Raw genomic sequence first — 20,177 nt, 5'->3', positions numbered from 1 at the left:
CACCCGGCGATGCGTCCTTTTTTATGCGGAGGTAAGACGGTGGCACAGGCGGAAATCGGTTTGATCGGTCTCGGCGTCATGGGATCGAATCTGGCGCTCAACATCGCCGAAAAGGGCAACAAGGTCGCGGTCTTCAACCGCACCGTCGCCCGGACCCACGAATTCTACCGGGAGGCCGGGGCGCTGAGGGACAACATCGTGCCCTGCGACACGATCGAGGAGTTCGTCGCCGCCATCCGGCCGCCGCGGCCGATCATCATCATGATCAAGGCCGGCGACCCGGTCGATCAGCAGATGCAGCAGCTGAGGCCGTATCTGGAGAAGAACGATATCCTGATCGACGCCGGGAACGCCAACTTCCGCGACACGATGCGCCGCTTCGATGCCCTGAAGGACACCGGCCTCACCTTCATCGGCATGGGGGTTTCCGGGGGCGAGGAAGGGGCGCGCCATGGCCCCTCGATCATGGTCGGGGGTACGGAGGGGTCGTGGAAGCGCGTCGAAAAGGTGCTGACGTCGATCGCCGCGCAGTACAACGGCGAGCCGTGTGTGGCCTGGCTCGGCGAGAACGGCGCGGGTCATTTCGTCAAGACGATCCACAACGGCATCGAATATGCCGACATGCAGATGATTGCGGAAATCTACGGCATCCTGCGCGATGGGCTGAAGATGAGCGCCGGCGAGATCGGCGAAGTCTTCGCCGACTGGAACAAGGGGCGGCTGAACTCCTACCTGATCGAGATCACCGCGAAGGTTCTGCAGGCCGCCGATCCCATCAGTGGCAAGCCGATCGTCGACGTCATCCTCGATCAGGCCGGCCAGAAGGGCACCGGTAAGTGGTCCGTCATCGAGGCGCAGAACCTGGGTGTTCCCGCAACGGCGATCGAGGCGGCCGTTGCCGCGCGCGGCATATCCTCGATGAAGGGCGAGCGCGAGGCGGCGGAGAAGGTGCTTGGCCTCCCGCCGGTGGCGCCGCTATCCGTTTCCGACAGGGCAGCGTTCATCAAGGATCTTGAGCTCGCATTGCTGGCCGCCAAGATCGGTGCCTATGCGCAAGGCTTCGCCGTGATGGCGGCCGCGTCGAAGGAGTACAAGTGGAACCTGCCGATGCCGACGATCGCCAGGATCTGGCGGGCCGGTTGCATCATCCGCTCGCAGTTCCTCGACGAGATCACCACCGCGTTTACCAAGAACCCCGACGCGGTCAACCTGATCGTCACGCCGGCGTTTGCCGCCATGCTCAAGGAGACCGATGCTGCGCTGCGTCGCGTCGTTTCGACGGCGGTTCTCGGCGGCCTTCCCGTGCCGGCGCTCGCGTCGGCGCTCGGCTACTTCGACAGTTATCGCCGCGGTCGCGGCACGGCGAACCTCATCCAGGCCCAGCGTGACTTCTTCGGCGCGCATGGTTTCGATCGCATCGATGGGGCCGACAGCCACCACGGCCCGTGGGGCAGCGGGCTTGGGACCGGGGCCTGATCGATCGTTCCGGCGGGCCTGCACGGTGGCGCTGGCCCTTTCAATTCTGCATTTCGGGTCCGCGGGAAACCGGTCGCACCGCGCTTTCAATCGTGTCTGGTGCGGACCTTAAGCGGAGCTCAGCCTGCAGTTGCCCCTTGTGAGAGGGGCCGGGGTGAAGGTATCCATTGGTGATATAAAATCAGGGAGTGCATGATGGCCTGGCAGCCTGCTGAAAATCGCTACGATACCATGAAGTACAACCGCGTCGGACGCTCCGGCCTCAAGCTGCCGGCCGTCTCGCTCGGCCTGTGGCACAATTTCGGCGACGACACGCCGCATGAGCGGAAGCTCGAGATGTGCCGGACGGCCTTCGACCTCGGCATCACCCATTTCGACCTCGCCAACAATTACGGGCCGCCGCCCGGTTCGGCCGAAACCGCGTTCGGCGAAATCCTCCGCACCGATTTTGCCGGCCTGCGCGACGAACTGATCATTTCCTCCAAGGCGGGTTACGACATGTGGCCCGGTCCCTATGGCGAATGGGGCAGCCGTAAGTATCTGATCGCCTCGTGCGACCAGAGCCTGAAGCGCATGGGCCTCGACTATGTCGACATCTTCTACTCGCACCGCTTCGACCCCGACACGCCGCTGGAGGAAACCTGTGCCGCGCTCGACCACATCGTCCGTTCGGGGCGTGCGCTGTATGTCGGCATTTCCTCCTACAATGCGCAGCGCACCCGCGAGGCGGCGGCGATCCTGAAGGGGCTCGGAACGCCCTGCCTGATCCACCAGCCGAGCTATTCGATGCTCAATCGCTGGGTCGAGCGCGACGGCCTGCTCGACACGCTCGACGAGATCGGCATCGGTTCCATCGTCTTCTCCCCGCTCGCGCAGGGCATGCTGACAACCAAATATCTCGGCGGCATTCCCGGCGACAGCCGCGCGGCACAGAACCATTTCCTGAAGAAGGATTTCATCCGCCCGGAGATCATCGACAACGTCCGCAAGCTCAACGAAATTGCCGAACGCCGCGGCCAGAACCTGGCGCAGATGGCGATCGCCTGGGTTCTGCGCGGCGGCCGCGTGAGCTCGGCGCTGATCGGCGCGAGCCGTGCCAGCCAGATCGTCGATTGCGTCAGGGCGCTGGACCGTCCTGATTTCACCGCAGAGGAATTGGCGGAAATCGACGGTTACGCGCGCGAGGCCCACATCAACCTTTGGGCCCGGTCCGCCGAACTCGAATAAGCCAAGGACCTCTCAGGCGTTCCCCCCCCCCCCCGACCCGGTCGGAAACCGGCGCGCCGGAAGCGGCGGAATCAGAAACCCCTCGTTTCCCAAGGGAGACGAGGGGTTTCATGCATCTGATCAGGCTCGCTGTGTCACGACGTCGCGCCAATGACGCCCGCATGGGAGGGGAAGAAGCGCTCCAGACCACGGCGCTTGCCGAACAGGATGTCGTGCTGCAGGAGCCGATAGTCGCGAATGAGCGGGTCGATGGTTTTCTTGCGCGCCCAGTCGGGCGTCGCCTTGCCATCATCGCCGATCAACTGGTAGCGGTCGATGACGTCGTACTGTTTCTGAACGCGGCCGAGAAAGCCGGTGTAGTAGGGGTGCTCGAACCCCGCCTGTGTCAGGATGTGGTAGGGCAGCAGCGCCGGGCTGATGGTGCCGATGTCCTCCTTCACGCCGGTCTTGTTCGACCAGACGATCAACGGGGTTTCGTGCTCCTGCTTCATCTGCTCGACCGAACCGCGGCGGGAAGCGGTGACATTGTTCATGTAACCGCTCGCCGTGTAGACGGTGTTCAGCGGCGGCAGGTGGTCGCCGAAGACGACGATGATCGTCTCGCGGTCTCGGCTGCGCGCCCAGTCCATCAGCATCTTCAGGCTGTCATCCGCCTCCTTCACGCCTTGCGCGTAAGTGGACAGCGCCTGCCGGTCGCCAAAGGGCAGGTTGCCTTCGACCTTGATCGTGTTCTTCGCATAGCGGTCCGGTTCGTAAGGCCCGTGTCCCTGGAGCGTGACCGTGAAGAAGAAGAACGGATCCTCCTGCGCATCGGCCTGGCGGATCAGCTCCTTCGTCAGCGACTCGTCGGAGGCGAAGATCCCGCGCTTGGTCATGACCGGCATCGTTTCCTCGGTGCGGAAGGTCTCGAAGCCAAAGGACTTGTAGACGGAGGTGCGGTTCCAGAACCAGCCGGCGAAGGGATGAATGGCACGCGCCGTGTAGCCCTCGCCGCGGAAGAAGGTCGCCAGCGAGGGAATCGGATCGCGGACATACTGCTGGTAGGGAATGCTACCGGTCGGCAGGAAGGCATTGGAGAAACCGGTCAGCGCCTCGAATTCCACGTTCGCCGTCAGCCCGCCGAACTCGGGAGAAAAGACGGCGCCGGATGTGTTCTCGCGGATGACCGGCATCGGGTCAGGGGTAAATTTCAGGCTCGTCAGGCGCGTCGGATCCCAGAGCGATTCGCTCATGACCACGATGACGTCGGGCTTGCTGCGGTGCGTGGTGCCCGCCGGGAGCGGCTCCTGCTGAATATGGTCGATCGCGTCGGCCGAGTAGCCCGCGGGCGCCTTGACGTTCGCCATCGGCAGGTTGATCGCAAAGGCGAGCATGAAGCCGTTGTGGCGGTAGTTTTCCGCCTGGTCCCACATGATCGGGAAGACGTTGAGGCGATCTCTGACCCAGGAAAACTGGTTGTAGTCCATGATCGAGGAGAAGCCTGTCAGCAATGGAACGGCGATCGCCAACCGCAGGGCGCGCTCCTTCAGGCTCAGCGGCCGAAATCGCTTCCAGGCAAAAACCCAGACCGAGATCAGCGCGGCGATGGCGGCAAGGGTCCCGATGGCGACAGCCGCAGCCGTCCAGGGCCGATCGCGAACGAGCGCCGGCATCAGTTCCATGATCTGACGGCCGAACAGCAGATCGGTGGGATAGAGCGGATCGGTGAGGAAGATCTGCTTCTGCTCGGAGATGAAGGCGAGCAGGACCGCTACCGGAGCCAGAACCAGCACCGCCTTGTGCTGGCGGCCGATCAGCGCGTCAAAACCGAGAAAGGCGAGAAGGAAAAGGCCGCAAGTGGTCCATCCGGGCTGCGCATAGGTCGTCAGGAAGGTTACCGTTGCAGTGGCCGAATTGCGCGTGATCAGTTCGACGGCGGCGACGGTCAAGACGGCGAGCAGCAGTGTCAGGCCAACTGAGCCCAGCGCCGCCATCGTCTTTGCGACGCGGGTGGGATGACCTGTGTCGACGGCAAACCCCTTTTCGACGGCGGTTGCCGCGACGGCAGAACTTACAAGGGTCACGCGCTACTCCAGGCTTCATAAAAGTGTCGTCTCTCTGTCATATCGCTGTCATTTTGAACAGGGGATGAATAGTCGAGACAGCGCCGGCGGGGGGCTCTCCGCCCTGCGGATCGCGCGATCCAACCGCTTCGCCTCGCGCGCTTGCGAAACGGAAACCGTTCATTTTCAAACGGCCGATGATCCTTTAAACAACGTCTTGAGGCCGCCCGTCGTGACCACGCCGGGGCGGCGGGATCGAGGGCAGAGATGAACGAGAACAACAACAGGACGACGCTCCGCATTGCGGTCGCGCAACTCAATCCGACGGTCGGCGACATAGCCGGAAACCTGGCGAAAGCGCGCGAGGCGCGCGCCGATGCCGCTCGCCAGGGCGCGGATCTGCTGCTTTTGACCGAGCTCTTCATTTCCGGCTATCCGCCGGAGGACCTCGTTCTGAAGCCGGCCTTCCTCAAGGCATGCCATGCGGCCGTCGATGCGCTCGCGGCCGATACCGCCGATGGCGGTCCCGGCGTCGTCGTCGGCTTTCCCCGGCAGGGTGTGACCGGCCGGCTCAATTCCGTCGCCGTCCTCGATGGCGGGCGCATTCTCGTCTTCCGCGACAAGCTCGACCTGCCGAACTACGGCGAGTTCGACGAAAAGCGTGTGTTTGTCGAAGGCGCCATGCCCGGTCCGGTCAACTTCCGCGGCGTCCGGCTCGGCATTCCGATCTGCGAGGAGATCTGGAACGACATGGGCGTATGCGAGACGCTGGCAGAAAGTGGCGCGGAGATCCTGCTCGTTCCGAACGGTTCGCCCTACTATCGCGGCAAGGTGGACGTGCGCCATCAGGTGGCGCTGCGGCAGGTGATCGAGACCGGCCTGCCAATGGTCTTTGCCAACCAGCTCGGCGGACAGGACGAACTTGTGTTCGACGGTGCGAGCTTTGGCCTCAACGCCGACAAGTCGCTTGCCTTCCAGATGAGCCAGTTCGAGGAGGCGATCGCGCTCGTCACGTGGAAGAAGGAGAACGGCACCTGGCGCTGTCACGGTGGGCCGATGTCGAAACTGCCCGAGCAGGAGGAGGCGGACTACCGTGCCTGCATGCTGGGGTTCCGCGACTACGTCAACAAGAACGGCTTCAAGAATGTGGTGCTCGGACTGTCCGGCGGCATCGACTCAGCGATCTGTGCCGCGCTCGCCGTCGATGCGCTGGGGGAGGAGCGCGTGCGCTGCGTGATGCTGCCTTACCGCTACACCTCGCAGGAGTCGCTGAGCGATGCGGCGGCCTGCGCACGGGCACTGGGCTGCCGCTATGACATCGTCCCCATCGAAGCGCCCGTCGTCGGCTTCATGGACGCGCTGTCCGACATGTTCGAGGGCACCGAGGCGGGCATTACCGAGGAGAACCTGCAGAGCCGCGCACGCGGCACCATCCTGATGGCGATCTCGAACAAGTTCGGCTCGATGGTGGTCACGACCGGCAACAAGTCCGAGATGTCCGTCGGCTATGCGACCCTCTACGGTGATATGAACGGGGGGTTCAATCCGATCAAGGATCTCTACAAGATGCAGGTCTACGCCTTGTCGCGTTGGCGAAACGGCTCGGTGCCGCCGGGTGCGCTCGGCCCCTCCGGCGAGGTGATTCCGCGCAACATCATCGAGAAGGCCCCTTCCGCGGAATTGCGGCCGAACCAGACCGACCAGGATTCCCTGCCGCCCTATCCGGTGCTCGACGACATCCTGGAGTGCCTTGTGGAAAATGAGATGAGCACCGAAGAGATCGTCGCACGCGGCCATGACGAAGCAACCGTGCATCGGGTCGAGCATCTGCTCTACATTGCCGAATACAAGCGCCGGCAGTCGGCGCCGGGCGTGAAGATCACGAAGAAGAACTTCGGTCGCGATCGGCGCTATCCGATCACCAACCGGTTCCGCGACCGATAGGGCAAGGGTGACGACGATGCGCAGTTCCGTCGAGATACACAACATCAGGACAGGACTGACGCGCGTCGTCTGGCAGACCGACCAACTGGTGGAGGCACCGAATTTCTCCCGCGACGGCCGATCACTCGTCATCAATGGCGACGGCCGGCTCTACCGGCTGCCGCTCGACGGCAGTCCGCCCGTGCCGATCGATACGGGATTTGCAATCCGCTGCAACAACGACCACGGCCTGTCGCCGGACGGGCGTTGGCTGGCCATCTGCGACAAGACGGAATTCGGCAAGTCGGCCATCTATATTTTGCCTGCCGACGGAGGCGTGCCGAGGCTCGTCACGCCAGGGTTGCCATCCTATTGGCACGGCTGGTCGCCGGACGGGAGGCAGATCTGCTATTGCGGCATCAGGGACGACCTCTTTGATATCTACACGATTTCGGTCGACGGCGGCGAGGAGGAGCGGCTGACCTTCGGCGAAGGGCGCAACGACGGACCGGACTGGTCGGTCGATGGTCGCATCTACTTCAATTCGAGCCGGAGCGGGCGCATGCAGATCTGGTGCGTTCGGCCGGACGGTCGCCATGTCACGCGGATCACCGACAGCCCATGGGCGGACTGGTTCCCGCATCCGTCTCCGGACGGGCGGCATCTGCTCGTGCTTTCCTATCATGCCGACGTGCTGGACCATCCCCGTGACCAGCGCGTTCGCCTCCGGTTGATGGACGCTGACGGACGAAACGATCGTGTGCTGTTCGAATTGCTCGGCGGGCAGGGAACGATGAATGTGCCGAACTGGTCACCCGATGGCGACCAGTTCGCCTTTGTGCGCTACGGGCCTGCCGATTGACGTGCTCGCGGCGCGAGCGCATGTCGACGTCCGATCCCGGCCGGCTTAACCTTTCGGAAACCAGGCCGCTTAAGGGAATTTTCCCGCTTTTGCGTCAACGTGCCACGATAAAACGCACAAGGCGGCAATGTAGACCGCCAGCATGTCGGTGGGGAAAGACATGGCGAATGCTGGGGCTGAGGGTCCGGTTGGGCGCCGGAGCAGCGTCAAGATCATGATCGGTCTTGCGGCGATGGTGATCGTCGCCCTGTTCGCGTCCGCCAATTTCATGGTGCTCGATTACTCGATCCGGCAGGCAAACGAGTTTGTCGCGACCTCGGAAAAGACGCTGGTCAAGAACGAGTTCCGCCAGCAGATCGAACAGGTCGTGCTCTACCAGAGCGGCATGTCCGTGTGGGACCGGAGCTTCGATGAGCTGGCCGACGGCTCGTTCAGCGACGAGTTCATCCGCAGGGAGTTGCGCGACTGGCTCTGGAGCGATTTCGGGTTCTCCTGGATGGTGTTCACAAAGCCAGGCGAAGAGACGGTCCTGGCTGTCCATAACCGGCACGTGGTCCGGCCGCAGGATGCCGACCAATTGCTCTATTGGGTCAGTGACCTGACCAAACGCGCCGAAGGAGCCTACTATGCGGCGCTCCGCCGTACGCGCGACGGCTGGCTTCTCGCAAAGTCGTCCGAAAGCAGCGGCATGTTGTCGCCGACATTGGCGCAGATCAACGTTACCGGGATGCGGATGATCGACGGAACGATGAGCATTATCGTCGTGCAGTCCGTCGTGCCCAAAAGGCTTTTCATTCCGGATGAGCGCAAGAAGCCGGTGCTGTTGGTGACCGTCAAGCCGATCACGGCCAAGATGCTGGCGAATTCCGAGCAGCGCCTGGGAATCCGCGAACTCGGCTTTTCGCCGATCACGACCGAGGATCGCGACCTCTTGCTCACCGGCGTCGGCGGCGACGCCTTCAACCCGATGGCGGCCTCCTGGCGCCCGAACCGTCCTGGCTCGTTCGTCTGGTCGATGGCGATCCCGCAGATCACCGCATTGGTTGCGATCTTCGTCGTGGTCATGGGTTTCGTCGCGCTGAAGTTTGCCTCGCTTGTGCGGGCCCTGGAGCGAAGCGAATCGCAAAACGCCTATCTCGCCCGCCACGACGCCCTGACCGGCTTGCTCAACCGTTCCGGCTTTGACGGTGCCATGAAGGATCTGCTCGACAAGGGCGCCCAACCATTTGCCGTCTTCGCGATTGACCTCGATCAGTTCAAGGCCGTCAATGATCGATACGGCCATGCCGCGGGCGACGCCGTGCTCAGGGCGATCGCCAACCGGTTCCTTGTCAGGCTCAACAACAAGGGCATCGTTGCGCGCCTGGGTGGCGACGAGTTCGCAGTGCTGCTTCCCGGCATCACCGACCGGCAGGCTCTCTTCGACCTTGGCAACGGTCTGGTGCGCGACGCACAGATACCAATTCCCTTCGATGGACAGCTTCTGGGTGTCGGCAGCAGCGCTGGCATCGCTGTTTACCCCGACCACGGCCGGACCGTGCACGATCTCATGGTGGTTGCCGATACGGCGCTCTATACCGCCAAGAACGGCGGCCGCAACCGCGCCGTGTTTGCGGCGCCCGATCAGGACAACGCGGGAAGGGAGATCGAATTTTCCTGCGCGCGACACCTGAGTGTCGGCGGTGGCCTTGCATCCTAGCCAACGACGTGCGCAAGTATCGTCCGTCAGGTGCCCCTGCGCGAGCAGGGGAGAATCGGGAATTCGGTGGGGCTGAAGCCGCACGTTCGTTCTGAGCACAGAGCGAACGGCAACCGTTAGCCTCGAAGCCGAAACGTGCCCAACGCTGTGACGGGGACGGCCAAACCCGGAAGGTTCAAACCTTCCGATCGCCACTGGTGCTTTAACCGGGAAGGCGGCGCGGCCGGAGGAACCGGAGTCAGAAGACCGGCCTGGCGAGATAGACCGACCCGCACGGACGGCGGACGGTTTCATGCATTGTTGGGGAGATGACGATGCACCCTTCGCCGAAGGACGATCTCGTCCACGCACAGCCCTTTTCGCCCGCCGAACGGGCGGCCGTATACCGCGCGATCGAAACACGCCGCGATGTGCGCGACCAGTTCCTGCCGGAGCCGCTGCCCGAAGACCTGCTCGAGCGTTTGCTTGGTGCGGCGCATCTGGCGCCCTCGGTCGGTTTCATGCAGCCGTGGAACTTCATCGTCATTCGCGACCCGGCGGTGCGGGCGCAAGCCCACCGGGCATTCGAGCGCGCCAACGAGGAGGCGGCGGTGATGTTTGCCGGTGAGCGCCAGTCGCTTTACCGCTCGCTCAAGCTTGAGGGTATCCGGAAGGCCCCGGTCAGCATCTGCGTGACCTGTGATCCGGACCGCGGCGGGGCGGTGGTGCTCGGCCGCACCCACAATCCGCGCATGGACGTGTACTCGACCGTGTGCGCGGTACAGAACCTCTGGCTTGCAGCACGGGCAGAGGGCGTCGGCGTGGGCTGGGTCAGCATCTTCCACGATGCGGATATTCGTGCGCTGCTGGGCATTCCCGAGCGGGTCGAAATCGTCGCCTGGCTTTGCCTCGGTTTCGTCGACCAGCTCTACCGCGAACCGGAACTCGCGCTGAAGGGCTGGCGGCAACGATTGCCGCTGGAGGAGCTCGTTTATGCCGAGCGGTGGGGAAAGCCGCGGTAAGGACGGCTCAGTTTGCGCCCGCAGGGTTGCGCAGATCGATCCTGGGTTCGTCCGGCAGGAAGACGGGACCGACATTGCGGACCTTGTCCTTTTCCGGATCGTAAGGACGTTCGATCACGACCTTTTGGGAGGCGTCGCTGCCCACCGGATGCATGCGGATCGTCGTGACCGAGCCGGCGCTCTCCTTGACGATCCCGGTCCCCGTCGCGGTGCTTTTGTAGGCAAGGCGGCCGCAGCCACAGGCTTGCGACTTCGGCAGGCCGCGTGTGCGATAGGCGAAGGCGGCGGGCAGTTGTCTGTAGAGCCTGCCGGTGACGGTGGAAACCATCTCGCCGTCGTCGATCGAATCGAGCGCCTGGTAGTAGAGTTCGGTCTGCGTATGTGGGCACAAACTGGCGCAGACCCTCTGGTCTCGCCGGAAATCGAGCGGGGACGCGCCCGAGGTTACGGGGAAGAAGCCTCCGTCGCAGGTTCGGACGCAAACCGTGCGCAACCTGCCGCCCGCGCCCCCGCCGGTTGCGGAGCGGGTTGCCAGACCGTCAAGCGGGAATTCGCCATCGGGTGAGGGCGTTTCTGTCGCCTGGCTTGCCGGCGTCGTGCCCGCGTCGTCGACGCCGTCGCAACCCTCGGCTTCGATCTCCGCAAGGATACGGGCCCGGGCCTCCTGCCTGTTTTCCGACGACGCGAGTGCGCTTCGCCCTGCCTCGATCGCCCTGAGGTTGCGTTCCATTCGTTCGACGGAGGAGGCGAGCTCGCTGCATTGGCGGGCGGTCGACGTCCGGTAGACCTTGATGCTGCCGATGCTGCAGCCAAGCTGCCGCAGACTGGCTCTCGCCCTCTGCAACTGATCATTCTGCTCGGTGACGGCGCTGGAAGCGGTAGCGATGTCACCAATGGTTTCCACGATCGCGACGGTCGCAAGACGCGATCGAAGGTCTGCGCAGAGGTCGTCTGCCCGAGCCGATGCGGCCGTGGCGAGCATGAGGGCGGAGGTCGCCAGAACCATCGATCGGCGCGAGCACAAGAACACTGCGGCCACTCCGGACAGGAAAATTGCTGGCACGACATCATCATAGGGTGCAGGAGCGCCGGCGCAACGCGCTCATGCAAATGTGATTAATCGCCACGACGGCGCCGAAGGAGAGCTGATATCAGGTTTTGGGCCGGCGCGCGGAATTGATCTCACCCGGCCCATGGTGTAGCAAAGTGCACTTATCCGATTGCGTCCACACCTATAGGTTTTGTATGCGCCTCTCTTCCGTCCTGCTGAGTCCGTTCTACGCCCTCCAGCTCGCATCGGGTGCCAAATCCTTTGCCGACAATCCGATTATCGGCAGCAAGACGCTGAACAGGATGGGCCTGCACGCGAAGCGCGTCGCACTGGCGATGGATATGGCGGACCGGCGGCGCAAGTCGCTCGCGCATCTCGTCACGCCCGAGCAGCGACGCGAATACGAGGAGAACGGCTTCGTCCGGATAGAGAATTTCCTGCCGCCCGAGGTTTTTGCCAAAGTCACGGCGGAACTGGAAAACAGCGATTTCGAACGCTACGACATGCTGCAGGGAACCACGGTCACCCGCCGCGCCCTGATCGACGACAGCGATCTGGAGCGGTTGCCGGGGTTCAAGGCAGCGCGCAATGATCCTCGCATGTCGAACCTGCTGCGTTACGTCTCCTCGCACGATGGCCAGCCGCTGCTCGTCGTCCAGGTGGTGATGGCGCTGCCTTCGACACCCTCCAAGGAAGCCGCATCCGACCCGCAGACGGCGCTGCACAGCGATACCTTCCAGCCCACCGCCAAGGGCTGGCTTTTCCTCAAGGACGTGGGCGAGGACGACGGTCCGTTCTCGTACGTGCCGGGTTCGCACAAGATCACGCCCCAGCGCATGGCCTGGGAACAGCGCATCAGCGAGAACGCCGACACGATCGAGAACAAATACTCCGCGCGTGGCTCGCTGCGGATCATGCCGGAGGAGTTGGCGGCACTCGGCTACGGCCAGCCGGTGAAAATGGTGGTGAAAGCGAACACGCTGATCGTCGCCGACACGCACGGCTTCCACGCGCGCTGCCCGAGCTACAAGGAAACGACGCGGGTCGAAATTTACGGGTCGCTGCGCCGCAACCCTTACCTGCCGGTCACCGGCATGCACATCGCGTCGCTTTCCTTCGTCAAGTCCCGCGTCAATCGGCTGATCATCGGCGGCATGAGGCTCCGCGGCAAGCTCGGCCTGAAAGGCTCTCCGTGGGCACCGGCCGGTTTCGGCAAGGCGCTGGAGTGGTCCAAGCGTTTGAAGCGGAAATAAAGGCTGTCGCAGGCACGCGCCGAACCATGCCGCCTGCGCGGACACCGTCAAAATCCCCTGCAGCCGACCGATCGGTGTGACAACAGGCCCGGACAGATGCAGCATGTCTCCCGAACCGGAGAAGCGCTTTCGGGAGACACGCCAAAGACAAGCACCGAAAGGGCGACAGGCGAAGCGCAAAGATCGCGGCGCGCCTCAAGCGGCACTGGGTCCCGGGTCGTCGCCATTGTTTCTGTCGAAGGGTACCGGAATCGCCCGGGTCGGAAATGAGATGATGCGCGCGGCTTCCGCAGGCTCCCTGCGATGGTGGTCCGAGCGGGGCACCACTTTCTCGACAATGACGGTTCGTGGCCACCCGTCGTCCGTCATGACGGCTGCAGCATCACCTTCCGAAAGTCCGAGAAGTGCCAAACCGAGCGGGTCGTGAATCGACAGCGCGTGCGGAACGGCCTCGGAGGGAAGCTCCGCCTGGACGATCACCACGGTGTGAGGGCTGTATCCCTCCAGTCTGTAGGTCACGCGGCTATTGATTGTCACGACGTCGGGCGGGATCTCACCGCTGCTGTAGACGTCGGCGACCGTCAATTTTGCTCGAAGCAGGACGGCGAGCGGATCGCTCGCATCGGGCAGGCGTTCGAGAATGGTTTCCAGGATCGCCATGTCATTGGCGGTGAGTTTGCAGCTGATCGGTTCCACGGGCATCTGAAATCTCTCCTTCGCCGGCAGCGATATTGCGCTCCGGCCCAAACGAGGTCCAAGTCGGTGAAATTTTTCCCCTGGTCGCGGCGGCCGCGCCAGGGGCTACGAGCCCGTGATCAAGCTACCCGCATGATGAATGAAGCGGAGACGGCGTCGGTGGACCGGTGAAGAAAGAGGGGTGCCAAGCCGGGGCAGGGCGATCCCTGCCGAGGTGCGTCGGTGACACGTGTAGGACGCCATCAGCCAATCCTCACAACCTGGGCGCTAAGCTTGCCCGGGTGGCAGGATCGGTTCGGCGGCATGAAAAGTCAAGCAACGGACTGGCGGAGCGAAGAGACTGGCGCCATGAAGGGGGCAGTCACCCTGTCTCAGGCACGTTCTGTTGCCGATCTGTGCGGGCTGGACAATGAATTATATGGTGCCCCCACCAGGACTCGAACCCGGGACCCCCTGATTACAAATCAGGTGCTCTACCAACTGAGCTATAAGGGCACACCGGGACGGAGTTAGCATATTTGGCCCGGCTGTAAAGGAAAAAAACCGTCAGATCGTCCAGTCATCCGTTCCGGCCGGGCGCGGGATGACGTGTTTGCAGTCGGCCATCGAGCGCGGCAGGTTTTCGGCGAGGAAGTCGATGAGCGCCCGCACCGCCGGCAGCATGCCGTGGCGGGAGGTGAAGGCGGCATGGATCGACGACTGCGGCGAGGCCCATTCCGGCAGCACCGGTTCGAGGACGCCGCTGTTGAAGCCGCGCTCGGCGATCCGGTCCGGCAGCAGTCCGACGCCAAGTCCTTCGATCACCGCCCTTTCGAGAACGCTGAAATCGATGCAGGACAGGACCGGATTGTGCGCGACGTCGCGGAAGCCGCCGTCCGCATCGACAAGCGTCCAGATCGCCCGGACCGGCTGCTCCTGCATGGCGATGGTCGGCAAACGGGAGAGGCTTTCGAGCGTGATCGGCCCGTGCCGGGCCACGAAGGCCGGGCTGGCGGCCAGGTATTGGCGCGTATCGGCGAACTTTCGCACGACGATCGACTGGTCGCCCTCGTAGCTGGCCCGCACCCTCAGCGCCACGTCGATCCGTTCCTCGATCAGGTCGATCGGCCGGTTTGTCGTCAGGATCGACAGCCGTACCTGCGGATATCGCTTCAGGAACAGGGGCAGAATGTCGGCCAGCATCGGCGCAAAGCCGAGCGGCATGGCAAGACGAACGGCGCCGGCCGGCTCGGACTTGGCCGCGGCGACAACGGTTTCGGCCTCCTCGACGCCGGCGAGGATGGTTTCGCAGCGTTGGTAGAAAGCCTCGCCGATGTCGGTCACGCGCAGCTTGCGCGTGGATCGCTCGAGCAGCCGCACGCCCAGTTGCTCCTCCAGATGGGCGACGCGCTTGCTGATCTTCGATTTCGGCATGCCAAGTGCGATCGCGGCCGCGGTGAAGCCCTTGTGCTTCACAACGGCGGCAAACAGCACGAGATCGTTGAGGTCCTGCATGGAAAGGTCCGGTTCGGCGGTAAAGCCGGCATTATTGTTTCCCTCAGGAAACAGTCAATCGGTTTTCCGGCGTCTAATCCGGCGATTGTCTATAACGCATATTGGAGGCACCAAACCTCCAATCAAAGGTGCCACGCCATGAACCTTCTTCATATCGATTCGGGAATTCTCGCAGATCATTCCGTGTCCCGTCGCCTGACCGCGGCGATCGTCACACAGGTTGTTGCCGACCATCCCGCCGCCAGGATCACCTACCGCGACCTTGTCGCCGATCCGCTGCCACACCTGACGGGTGCCCATCTGATGGCCGCCAACGCGAGACCGGAAGACCTCGACAGCCAGGTTTCCGCCGACCTGGCCGCAAGCGCTGCCGTGCTAGAAGAGTTTCTGGCCGCCGACATGGTCGTCATCGGCGCGCCGATGTACAATTTCGCCCTTCCGAGCCAGCTGAAGGCCTGGATCGACCGCATCGCCGTCGCCGGCAAGACGTTCCGCTACACGGAAAACGGTCCGGAAGGGCTGGCGAAGGGCAAGAAGGTCATCGTCGCGTCCACGCGCGGTGGCCACTACAGCAGCGGCCCGGCGGCGGCGATGGACCATCAGGAAAGCTACCTCAGCACGGTGCTGGGCTTTATCGGGGTCACGGAACTGGAGTTCGTCCGCGCCGAGGGCCTCAACCTCAGCGCCGCTTCCAAGGCCGCCGCCATCGCCTCGGCTGAACAGACCATTGCCGGCTTCGGCAATCTGAAGCTCGCCAGCTAAGGCAATGCGCCGAACACCCGCGGACCCGCCGGACCAGTCTGTCCGGCGGGCTTTGCATTATCCCCGGCATGCCAGTCCTTTGCGCGCCTGCATGCCGCCCGGCCACCGGCGCGGGCGCGGCATCTCGACAGCGGCGAAAAAGGGCATAGACTTGAAATTTGGAGGGTGCAGCGGAGATGTGACCGATGCCGCCGGTGACGTGCTTGACGGTGCTTTTGGTCCTGCTCGCGTGGCCGATGGACATCGCAGCGGCGGGCGGGCTGAACGGTACCCTGTGCACCTGCCGCAATCGCGACGGCAGCAGGCATCAACTCGGCTCGCTCGTCTGCCTGAATGTCGACGGGCGCCGCTATCTCGCCCGGTGCGAGATGGCGCTGAACGTGCCTAACTGGAAGAAGGTCCAGGACAGTTGTCCGGTCGCGGCGGGCGGTCACCTGATGCAGCGGCTTCCGGCCGCGCTGTGACTGTGCCTTTGATCGGACCCGCCGGACGCGCTGCGCGGGGTGGGGACTGCCGGCCGGTTACTTCACCAGATATTGCCGGGCTGCGTAGAGGGCGATCGCTGCGGCGTTGGAGACGTTCAGCGACTTGATGGCGCCCGGCATATCGAGGCGGGCCAGCGCCTTGCAGGTCGCCCGGGTCTTCTGCCGCAACCCCTTGCCCTCCGAGCCGAGCACCAGCGCGACCTTGTCCCCCGAAAGCGTCGCTTCGAACGGCTGCGGGCCTTCGGAATCGAGCCCGACCGAATAGAAGCCGAGGGCGTGCAGCTCCTCCATCGCCTCGGCCAGATTGGTGACCTGGATGTAGGGGATCAGTTCCAGGGCGCCGGAGGCCGATTTCGCAAGCACGCCCGATTCGGTCGGCGAATGGCGCATGGTGGTGATCACCGCGCCGGCGCCGAAGGCGACGGCGGTGCGCAGGATCGCGCCGACATTGTGCGGATCGGTGACCTGATCGAGCACCAGGATCAGCGGGCTTTCCTTGAGTGCACCCAGCCGGCGGACGGGGAGCGGTCGGGTCTCCAGCATCACCCCCTGGTGGATGGCCTCGGGGCCGAGCACCTTGTCGATGTCGGACGGCAGCACGGTTTCGACCGGATAGGGCAGGGTCGTCGGATCGGGCAGATCAAGGCGCTGAGCGGCATTCTGCGTCACCGACAGCTTGATGATGTGGCGCTCGGGATTGTCGAGAGCGGCGCGCACGGTGTGCAGGCCATAGAGGAAGACCTGATCGGGGCCCAAGGCCGGGGCTTTCCAGCCTTCCGCCTTCTTGCGGCGATGGTCGTCCTTCGGCGTCGGAATCTCGCCACGCTCGCGCCGCTGGTCGCGGTGCGCACGGCGAAGATTGGCATAGTGGGTGTCCCTGGCGCTGCGGCCGCCTGCATCATCTTTGCTCATGCCGCCTTATAGCCGTCGGCGCGAATTCCGCAAATCCAATGATCGCTTTGGTATCGTCGTTGCGAATTTGTTTTTCCCAACTTTTTCCAAAACATCGTGTTGACAGGATGAAACGGGCCGGTCATATACGCGGCGCAGATCGAGGGGGCGCCTTGCTCCGGCCGGAACCGCTCCTGGATCTCAAAATGCTTGGTCGCTTGATCCCGACAGAAACATGGAGGGATGCCCGAGTGGTTAAAGGGGACGGACTGTAAATCCGTTGGCTATGCCTACGCTGGTTCAAATCCAGCTCCCTCCACCATTCTGTTGGTACGGATCGAACGCCGCGGGTATAGCTCAATGGTAGAGCAGCAGCCTTCCAAGCTGAATACGCGGGTTCGATTCCCGCTACCCGCTCCAGTTCGAAGATTTCGCCTTCCCGCGCCCCCAAGACATCTGGTCCATGCCATAGGCGTCTCTGAGAAAAGTTTCGTAACCATCCGACCCGCTAGTGTGGGCTTGGGTGCGGTGTAGCAGCCAGGTCTCCGCCGTGGCGGCGATGTCCGATTCCGGATCAACGAGGCGAACAAGAGGGGAATGCTGCGCCAACCACTGGTTCTTGTGGGTCCTGACATCGAATAGCAGACTGGGAACGCGGCACAGTGTGCTGAGGATCGCCATGTGATAGCGGCCGCCAATGTGCAGGCGGCACCGCGAAATGATATCGGCGGCCATTTCAATGCTGGCTGTTTCGGCGAAGATGCCCCCCCTGGAAATCACCTCGTTTTCGAAAGTGGCAAAACGGTCTGCAGCGCGTGTAAGGACGACGGGTCGCAACGAAAGGGAATCACAGGCGGCAAGGGCGGACTCGAAGATTCGAATATCCTCTCCACTGTCGTTGCGCGCGCCTGTCGTGATCAAGCATCCGTCACGGGGGCCGACAGCATCTGGTGCTATCCGAAGGAAAGCGGCATCGGGCAAGAATGTCATGCCGTGATGCTTTGCGGAGATTTTGTCTCGAGCCGCCACGAACCGCAGCGATTTGAACAACTGGTGCAAATAGTCGTCCCGCTCATCCCGATAGATCGGTATTGTGCCGTTGAGAACCGCATAAGGTTTTCCGAGCCCTCGGGCGACCATGACCGGCGTGAAAAAGGTCGCGAGTCCTTCCAGTGACGTCTCATCGTCAAGCGAACCTTCAGGCTGCAGAAGGATGAAATCCGACGCGACAATGGTGTCAAACGCGGTTTGACCATAGGCATGCACCAGGCGTTCTTGCAGAGCCGTCGCCTCGGGCTCCCTCACAACGCTCGCCCCGTACTTCTTGCGAAAGGCGGCAAAGTCAAATCCGATGGAGGTTATTGCCGCATCGGGAAATGTCCGGAGTATCGCTTGCTTAAGGCCCTGGCTTGTCAAGCGGCAGCCAATGTTGACCCTGAAATCGGTATCATTGAACAACGCGACCTTTATGCAACCTTCCGTATTCCGGTGCACGGACAATTCTTCGACGAAGCTTTTGTAGGTTGCCCAATACTGCGCAACGTCGCGGTCCAGCAACTGCTCACAAAGGTGCAATGCATCGTCATACATTTTCTCTTTGACCAGAAGCGCGGCGGCTCGACGAAGCCTTGCATCGTTCTGCGGCTTGTTGATGACCGACTTTACAAGATGGGATGCGAACTTGCGTTTGTTTCTCGTGCGGTAGATTTTGGCTGCACGCCAATGAAAAGAGGAGATCGCTCTGATCATAACCGCAATGATCCTTTCGTCGCTCCAATAAATTATATCTTGGCAAGGGTATGCCTTGGGAATCGTTCTTACGCGCCATACTTTTAAATGCACGTAAACAGGACCGGATTTGCCATGCGGCATAAGCAAGTTTCAGTTCTCGATGTTCGATCTTCTGGGGTCAACTCGGAGTTTTTGTTCCAGCGATGTAGCCAACGCTTCCGCGAGGGCGCGACCCGGTCGCTGCATTTGTCCGTGCAGCCATCGGACATGAATCAATCCGGATCTCGACCTGTAACCCTCGAGCCCATGCCGATCGCAGTGCGAGCCTGTGTTTGCCGGACCTGCGTCGCACCAGTTGACCTTCCGCTCCGATCGCCACGCCGATGTCGCGGTCGAAGAGCGAAACCGATAGCCAGTGTCGCGGAATTGCTGGAAGCGGTTGCGCGGAAGTGTGCTGATCCGCTTGATGTTTCTCGATCTCTCGATCAGGTCGAGTTGGCACTCAAAACAAGGGAAGATCTGAGCGTCTTTCGCGGGTGGAAACGCGTGACAAGCAATCGGGGAGGCAGAGGGCGTGTGCTGCTGTCTGCTGCGTTAATTCGAATAATAAAAAGAATTTCTCAAGCCTATGAATGACCGTGCTAAGTGCTACATGCCGTTTGTGGCAAAGTTTGGTGGTGGCGCTAGCAACCCAGGCAACCATCCGTCGCGTGGGCGCCCGCTTAGCCCATGTATTTAAGGCTTGCGCATTCCTTGCGAAAGCCTTAAACGGCTGCCAAACCGGAAGGGCCGGTTAAGCCCAAGTTTCGTTTACAGGAAGAATGAAATGGCAAAAGGTAAGTTTGAGCGCACCAAGCCTCACGTAAACATCGGCACGATCGGCCACGTCGACCACGGCAAGACGTCGACGACGGCGGCGATCACGAAGTTCTTCGGCGAGTTCAAGGCGTATGACCAGATCGACGCGGCTCCGGAAGAGAAGGCGCGCGGCATCACCATCTCGACGGCCCACGTCGAATACGAGACGCCGAACCGTCACTACGCCCACGTCGACTGCCCCGGCCACGCCGACTACGTCAAGAACATGATCACCGGTGCGGCCCAGATGGACGGCGCGATCCTCGTCGTTTCGGCTGCCGACGGCCCGATGCCGCAGACGCGCGAGCACATCCTGCTCGCCCGCCAGGTCGGCGTTCCGGCGATCGTCGTGTTCCTCAACAAGGTCGACCAGGTTGACGACGCCGAGCTGCTCGAGCTCGTCGAGCTGGAAGTGCGCGAGCTGCTGTCGTCCTATGAATTCCCGGGCGACGACATCCCCGTCGTCAAGGGCTCGGCGCTGGCCGCTCTGGAAGACACGAACAAGGAAATCGGCGAGAACGCGATCCGCGCGCTGATGGCCGCCGTCGACGAGTACATCCCGACGCCGGAGCGTCCGATCGACCAGCCGTTCCTGATGCCGATCGAAGACGTGTTCTCGATCTCCGGCCGTGGCACGGTTGTGACCGGTCGCGTCGAGCGCGGCATCGTCAAGGTCGGTGAGGAAATCGAGATCGTCGGCATCCGTCCGACGACGAAGACGACCTG

16 protein-coding genes, 3 tRNA genes and 1 riboswitch are annotated in these 20,177 nt (G+C 62.6%); of the genes, 12 read left to right on the top strand and 7 right to left on the bottom strand.

From position 1 onward, the window contains the following. The first annotated feature begins 39 nt into the window (after positions 1-39). Entirely contained in the window at positions 40-1,476 is a 1,437-nt protein-coding gene (gnd, locus tag JNC62_RS13900) for an NADP-dependent phosphogluconate dehydrogenase (protein WP_374839612.1), read from the top strand. Positions 1,477-1,671: 195 nt separating this feature from the next. Continuing rightward, on the top strand, positions 1,672-2,703 hold the full coding sequence (gene mgrA / locus JNC62_RS13895) for an L-glyceraldehyde 3-phosphate reductase (RefSeq protein ID WP_374839611.1): 1,032 nt from the start codon (positions 1,672-1,674) through the stop codon (positions 2,701-2,703). 134 nt (positions 2,704-2,837) lie between these two features. Here mgrA and JNC62_RS13890 read toward each other — a convergent pair whose 3' ends face one another. Next, positions 2,838-4,766, bottom strand: a complete 1,929-nt coding sequence (locus JNC62_RS13890) for an LTA synthase family protein (protein WP_374839610.1) — start codon at positions 4,764-4,766, stop codon at positions 2,838-2,840. A 246-nt stretch (positions 4,767-5,012) separates the two neighbouring features. Between JNC62_RS13890 and JNC62_RS13885 the strand changes: the two genes are divergently transcribed. The 4 genes from JNC62_RS13885 to bluB all read left to right on the top strand — a co-directional run bounded on the left by JNC62_RS13885 (position 5,013) and on the right by bluB (position 10,230). Further along, a complete protein-coding gene (locus tag JNC62_RS13885) occupies positions 5,013-6,689 on the top strand; it encodes an NAD+ synthase (protein WP_374839609.1) in 1,677 nt (558 codons plus the stop codon). Between the two features lie 16 nt (positions 6,690-6,705). Continuing rightward, complete coding sequence (locus tag JNC62_RS13880; RefSeq protein ID WP_374839608.1) at positions 6,706-7,530, top strand: TolB family protein; 825 nt, start codon at positions 6,706-6,708, stop codon at positions 7,528-7,530. Between the two features lie 160 nt (positions 7,531-7,690). Continuing rightward, positions 7,691-9,229, top strand: coding sequence for a diguanylate cyclase domain-containing protein (locus JNC62_RS13875; protein ID WP_374839607.1), 1,539 nt, complete (start codon positions 7,691-7,693; stop codon positions 9,227-9,229). An 11-nt stretch (positions 9,230-9,240) separates the two neighbouring features. After that, positions 9,241-9,498: riboswitch (cobalamin riboswitch) on the top strand. A 45-nt stretch (positions 9,499-9,543) separates the two neighbouring features. Next, entirely contained in the window at positions 9,544-10,230 is a 687-nt protein-coding gene (gene bluB / locus JNC62_RS13870; protein ID WP_374839606.1) for a 5,6-dimethylbenzimidazole synthase, read from the top strand. A 7-nt stretch (positions 10,231-10,237) separates the two neighbouring features. On the opposite strand, the gene JNC62_RS13865 is transcribed toward bluB, so the two are convergent. Further along, on the bottom strand, positions 10,238-11,236 hold the full coding sequence (locus JNC62_RS13865; protein WP_374839605.1) for a DUF2865 domain-containing protein: 999 nt from the start codon (positions 11,234-11,236) through the stop codon (positions 10,238-10,240). 152 nt (positions 11,237-11,388) lie between these two features. Between JNC62_RS13865 and JNC62_RS13860 the strand changes: the two genes are divergently transcribed. After that, on the top strand, positions 11,389-12,534 hold the full coding sequence (locus tag JNC62_RS13860; RefSeq protein WP_374839604.1) for a phytanoyl-CoA dioxygenase family protein: 1,146 nt from the start codon (positions 11,389-11,391) through the stop codon (positions 12,532-12,534). A gap of 195 nt (positions 12,535-12,729) precedes the next feature. Here JNC62_RS13860 and JNC62_RS13855 read toward each other — a convergent pair whose 3' ends face one another. The 3 genes from JNC62_RS13855 to JNC62_RS13845 all read right to left on the bottom strand — a co-directional run bounded on the left by JNC62_RS13855 (position 12,730) and on the right by JNC62_RS13845 (position 14,724). Further along, entirely contained in the window at positions 12,730-13,236 is a 507-nt protein-coding gene (locus JNC62_RS13855; RefSeq protein WP_374839603.1) for a GreA/GreB family elongation factor, read from the bottom strand. Positions 13,237-13,649: 413 nt separating this feature from the next. Further along, a tRNA-Thr gene (locus JNC62_RS13850) sits at positions 13,650-13,725 on the bottom strand. A 51-nt stretch (positions 13,726-13,776) separates the two neighbouring features. Then, positions 13,777-14,724, bottom strand: coding sequence for a LysR family transcriptional regulator (locus JNC62_RS13845; protein WP_374839602.1), 948 nt, complete (start codon positions 14,722-14,724; stop codon positions 13,777-13,779). A gap of 138 nt (positions 14,725-14,862) precedes the next feature. Here JNC62_RS13845 and JNC62_RS13840 point away from each other — a divergent pair, with 138 nt between their 5' ends. Both JNC62_RS13840 and JNC62_RS13835 read left to right on the top strand, forming a co-directional pair. Then, positions 14,863-15,486 (top strand): FMN-dependent NADH-azoreductase, encoded by a 624-nt coding sequence (locus tag JNC62_RS13840; protein ID WP_374839601.1) that lies wholly within the window; start codon positions 14,863-14,865, stop codon positions 15,484-15,486. 185 nt (positions 15,487-15,671) lie between these two features. Next, on the top strand, positions 15,672-15,950 hold the full coding sequence (locus JNC62_RS13835) for a hypothetical protein (protein WP_374839600.1): 279 nt from the start codon (positions 15,672-15,674) through the stop codon (positions 15,948-15,950). A gap of 57 nt (positions 15,951-16,007) precedes the next feature. Here JNC62_RS13835 and rlmB read toward each other — a convergent pair whose 3' ends face one another. Continuing rightward, positions 16,008-16,883, bottom strand: a complete 876-nt coding sequence (gene rlmB / locus JNC62_RS13830) for a 23S rRNA (guanosine(2251)-2'-O)-methyltransferase RlmB (protein ID WP_374839599.1) — start codon at positions 16,881-16,883, stop codon at positions 16,008-16,010. 216 nt (positions 16,884-17,099) lie between these two features. Here rlmB and JNC62_RS13825 point away from each other — a divergent pair. Beyond that, a tRNA-Tyr gene (locus JNC62_RS13825) sits at positions 17,100-17,184 on the top strand. A 24-nt stretch (positions 17,185-17,208) separates the two neighbouring features. Next, positions 17,209-17,282, top strand: a tRNA-Gly gene (locus JNC62_RS13820). Here the strand turns inward: JNC62_RS13820 and JNC62_RS13815 are convergent. Beyond that, on the bottom strand, positions 17,271-18,611 hold the full coding sequence (locus JNC62_RS13815) for a polysaccharide pyruvyl transferase family protein (protein ID WP_374839598.1): 1,341 nt from the start codon (positions 18,609-18,611) through the stop codon (positions 17,271-17,273). The genes JNC62_RS13820 and JNC62_RS13815 overlap by 12 nt on opposite strands. Before the next feature lie 808 nt (positions 18,612-19,419). Between JNC62_RS13815 and JNC62_RS13810 the strand changes: the two genes are divergently transcribed. Beyond that, the coding region (locus JNC62_RS13810; RefSeq protein ID WP_374839597.1) for an elongation factor Tu at positions 19,420-20,177 on the top strand (758 nt) is incomplete at its 3' end.

Origin of the sequence: Mycoplana ramosa (assembly GCF_041930185.1) — a bacterium.
Lineage (GTDB): Bacteria > Pseudomonadota > Alphaproteobacteria > Rhizobiales > Rhizobiaceae > Mycoplana > Mycoplana ramosa.
This window is presented reverse-complemented; position numbering and strand designations above follow the sequence as displayed.

Excerpts from the sequence above, each read along its gene's own strand:
- mgrA (WP_374839611.1), top strand. The coding sequence starts at position 1,672 with ATGGCCTGGCAGCCTGCTGAAAATCGCTACGATACCATGAAGTACAAC.
- JNC62_RS13885 (WP_374839609.1), top strand. The coding sequence starts at position 5,013 with ATGAACGAGAACAACAACAGGACGACGCTCCGCATTGCGGTCGCGCAA.
- JNC62_RS13880 (WP_374839608.1), top strand. The coding sequence starts at position 6,706 with ATGCGCAGTTCCGTCGAGATACACAACATCAGGACAGGACTGACGCGC.
- JNC62_RS13875 (WP_374839607.1), top strand. The coding sequence starts at position 7,691 with ATGGCGAATGCTGGGGCTGAGGGTCCGGTTGGGCGCCGGAGCAGCGTC.
- bluB (WP_374839606.1), top strand. The coding sequence starts at position 9,544 with ATGCACCCTTCGCCGAAGGACGATCTCGTCCACGCACAGCCCTTTTCG.
- JNC62_RS13865 (WP_374839605.1), bottom strand. The coding sequence starts at position 11,236 with ATGGTTCTGGCGACCTCCGCCCTCATGCTCGCCACGGCCGCATCGGCT.
- JNC62_RS13855 (WP_374839603.1), bottom strand. The coding sequence starts at position 13,236 with ATGCCCGTGGAACCGATCAGCTGCAAACTCACCGCCAATGACATGGCG.
- JNC62_RS13845 (WP_374839602.1), bottom strand. The coding sequence starts at position 14,724 with ATGCAGGACCTCAACGATCTCGTGCTGTTTGCCGCCGTTGTGAAGCAC.
- JNC62_RS13840 (WP_374839601.1), top strand. The coding sequence starts at position 14,863 with ATGAACCTTCTTCATATCGATTCGGGAATTCTCGCAGATCATTCCGTG.
- JNC62_RS13835 (WP_374839600.1), top strand. The coding sequence starts at position 15,672 with ATGCCGCCGGTGACGTGCTTGACGGTGCTTTTGGTCCTGCTCGCGTGG.
- rlmB (WP_374839599.1), bottom strand. The coding sequence starts at position 16,883 with ATGAGCAAAGATGATGCAGGCGGCCGCAGCGCCAGGGACACCCACTAT.
- JNC62_RS13815 (WP_374839598.1), bottom strand. The coding sequence starts at position 18,611 with ATGATCAGAGCGATCTCCTCTTTTCATTGGCGTGCAGCCAAAATCTAC.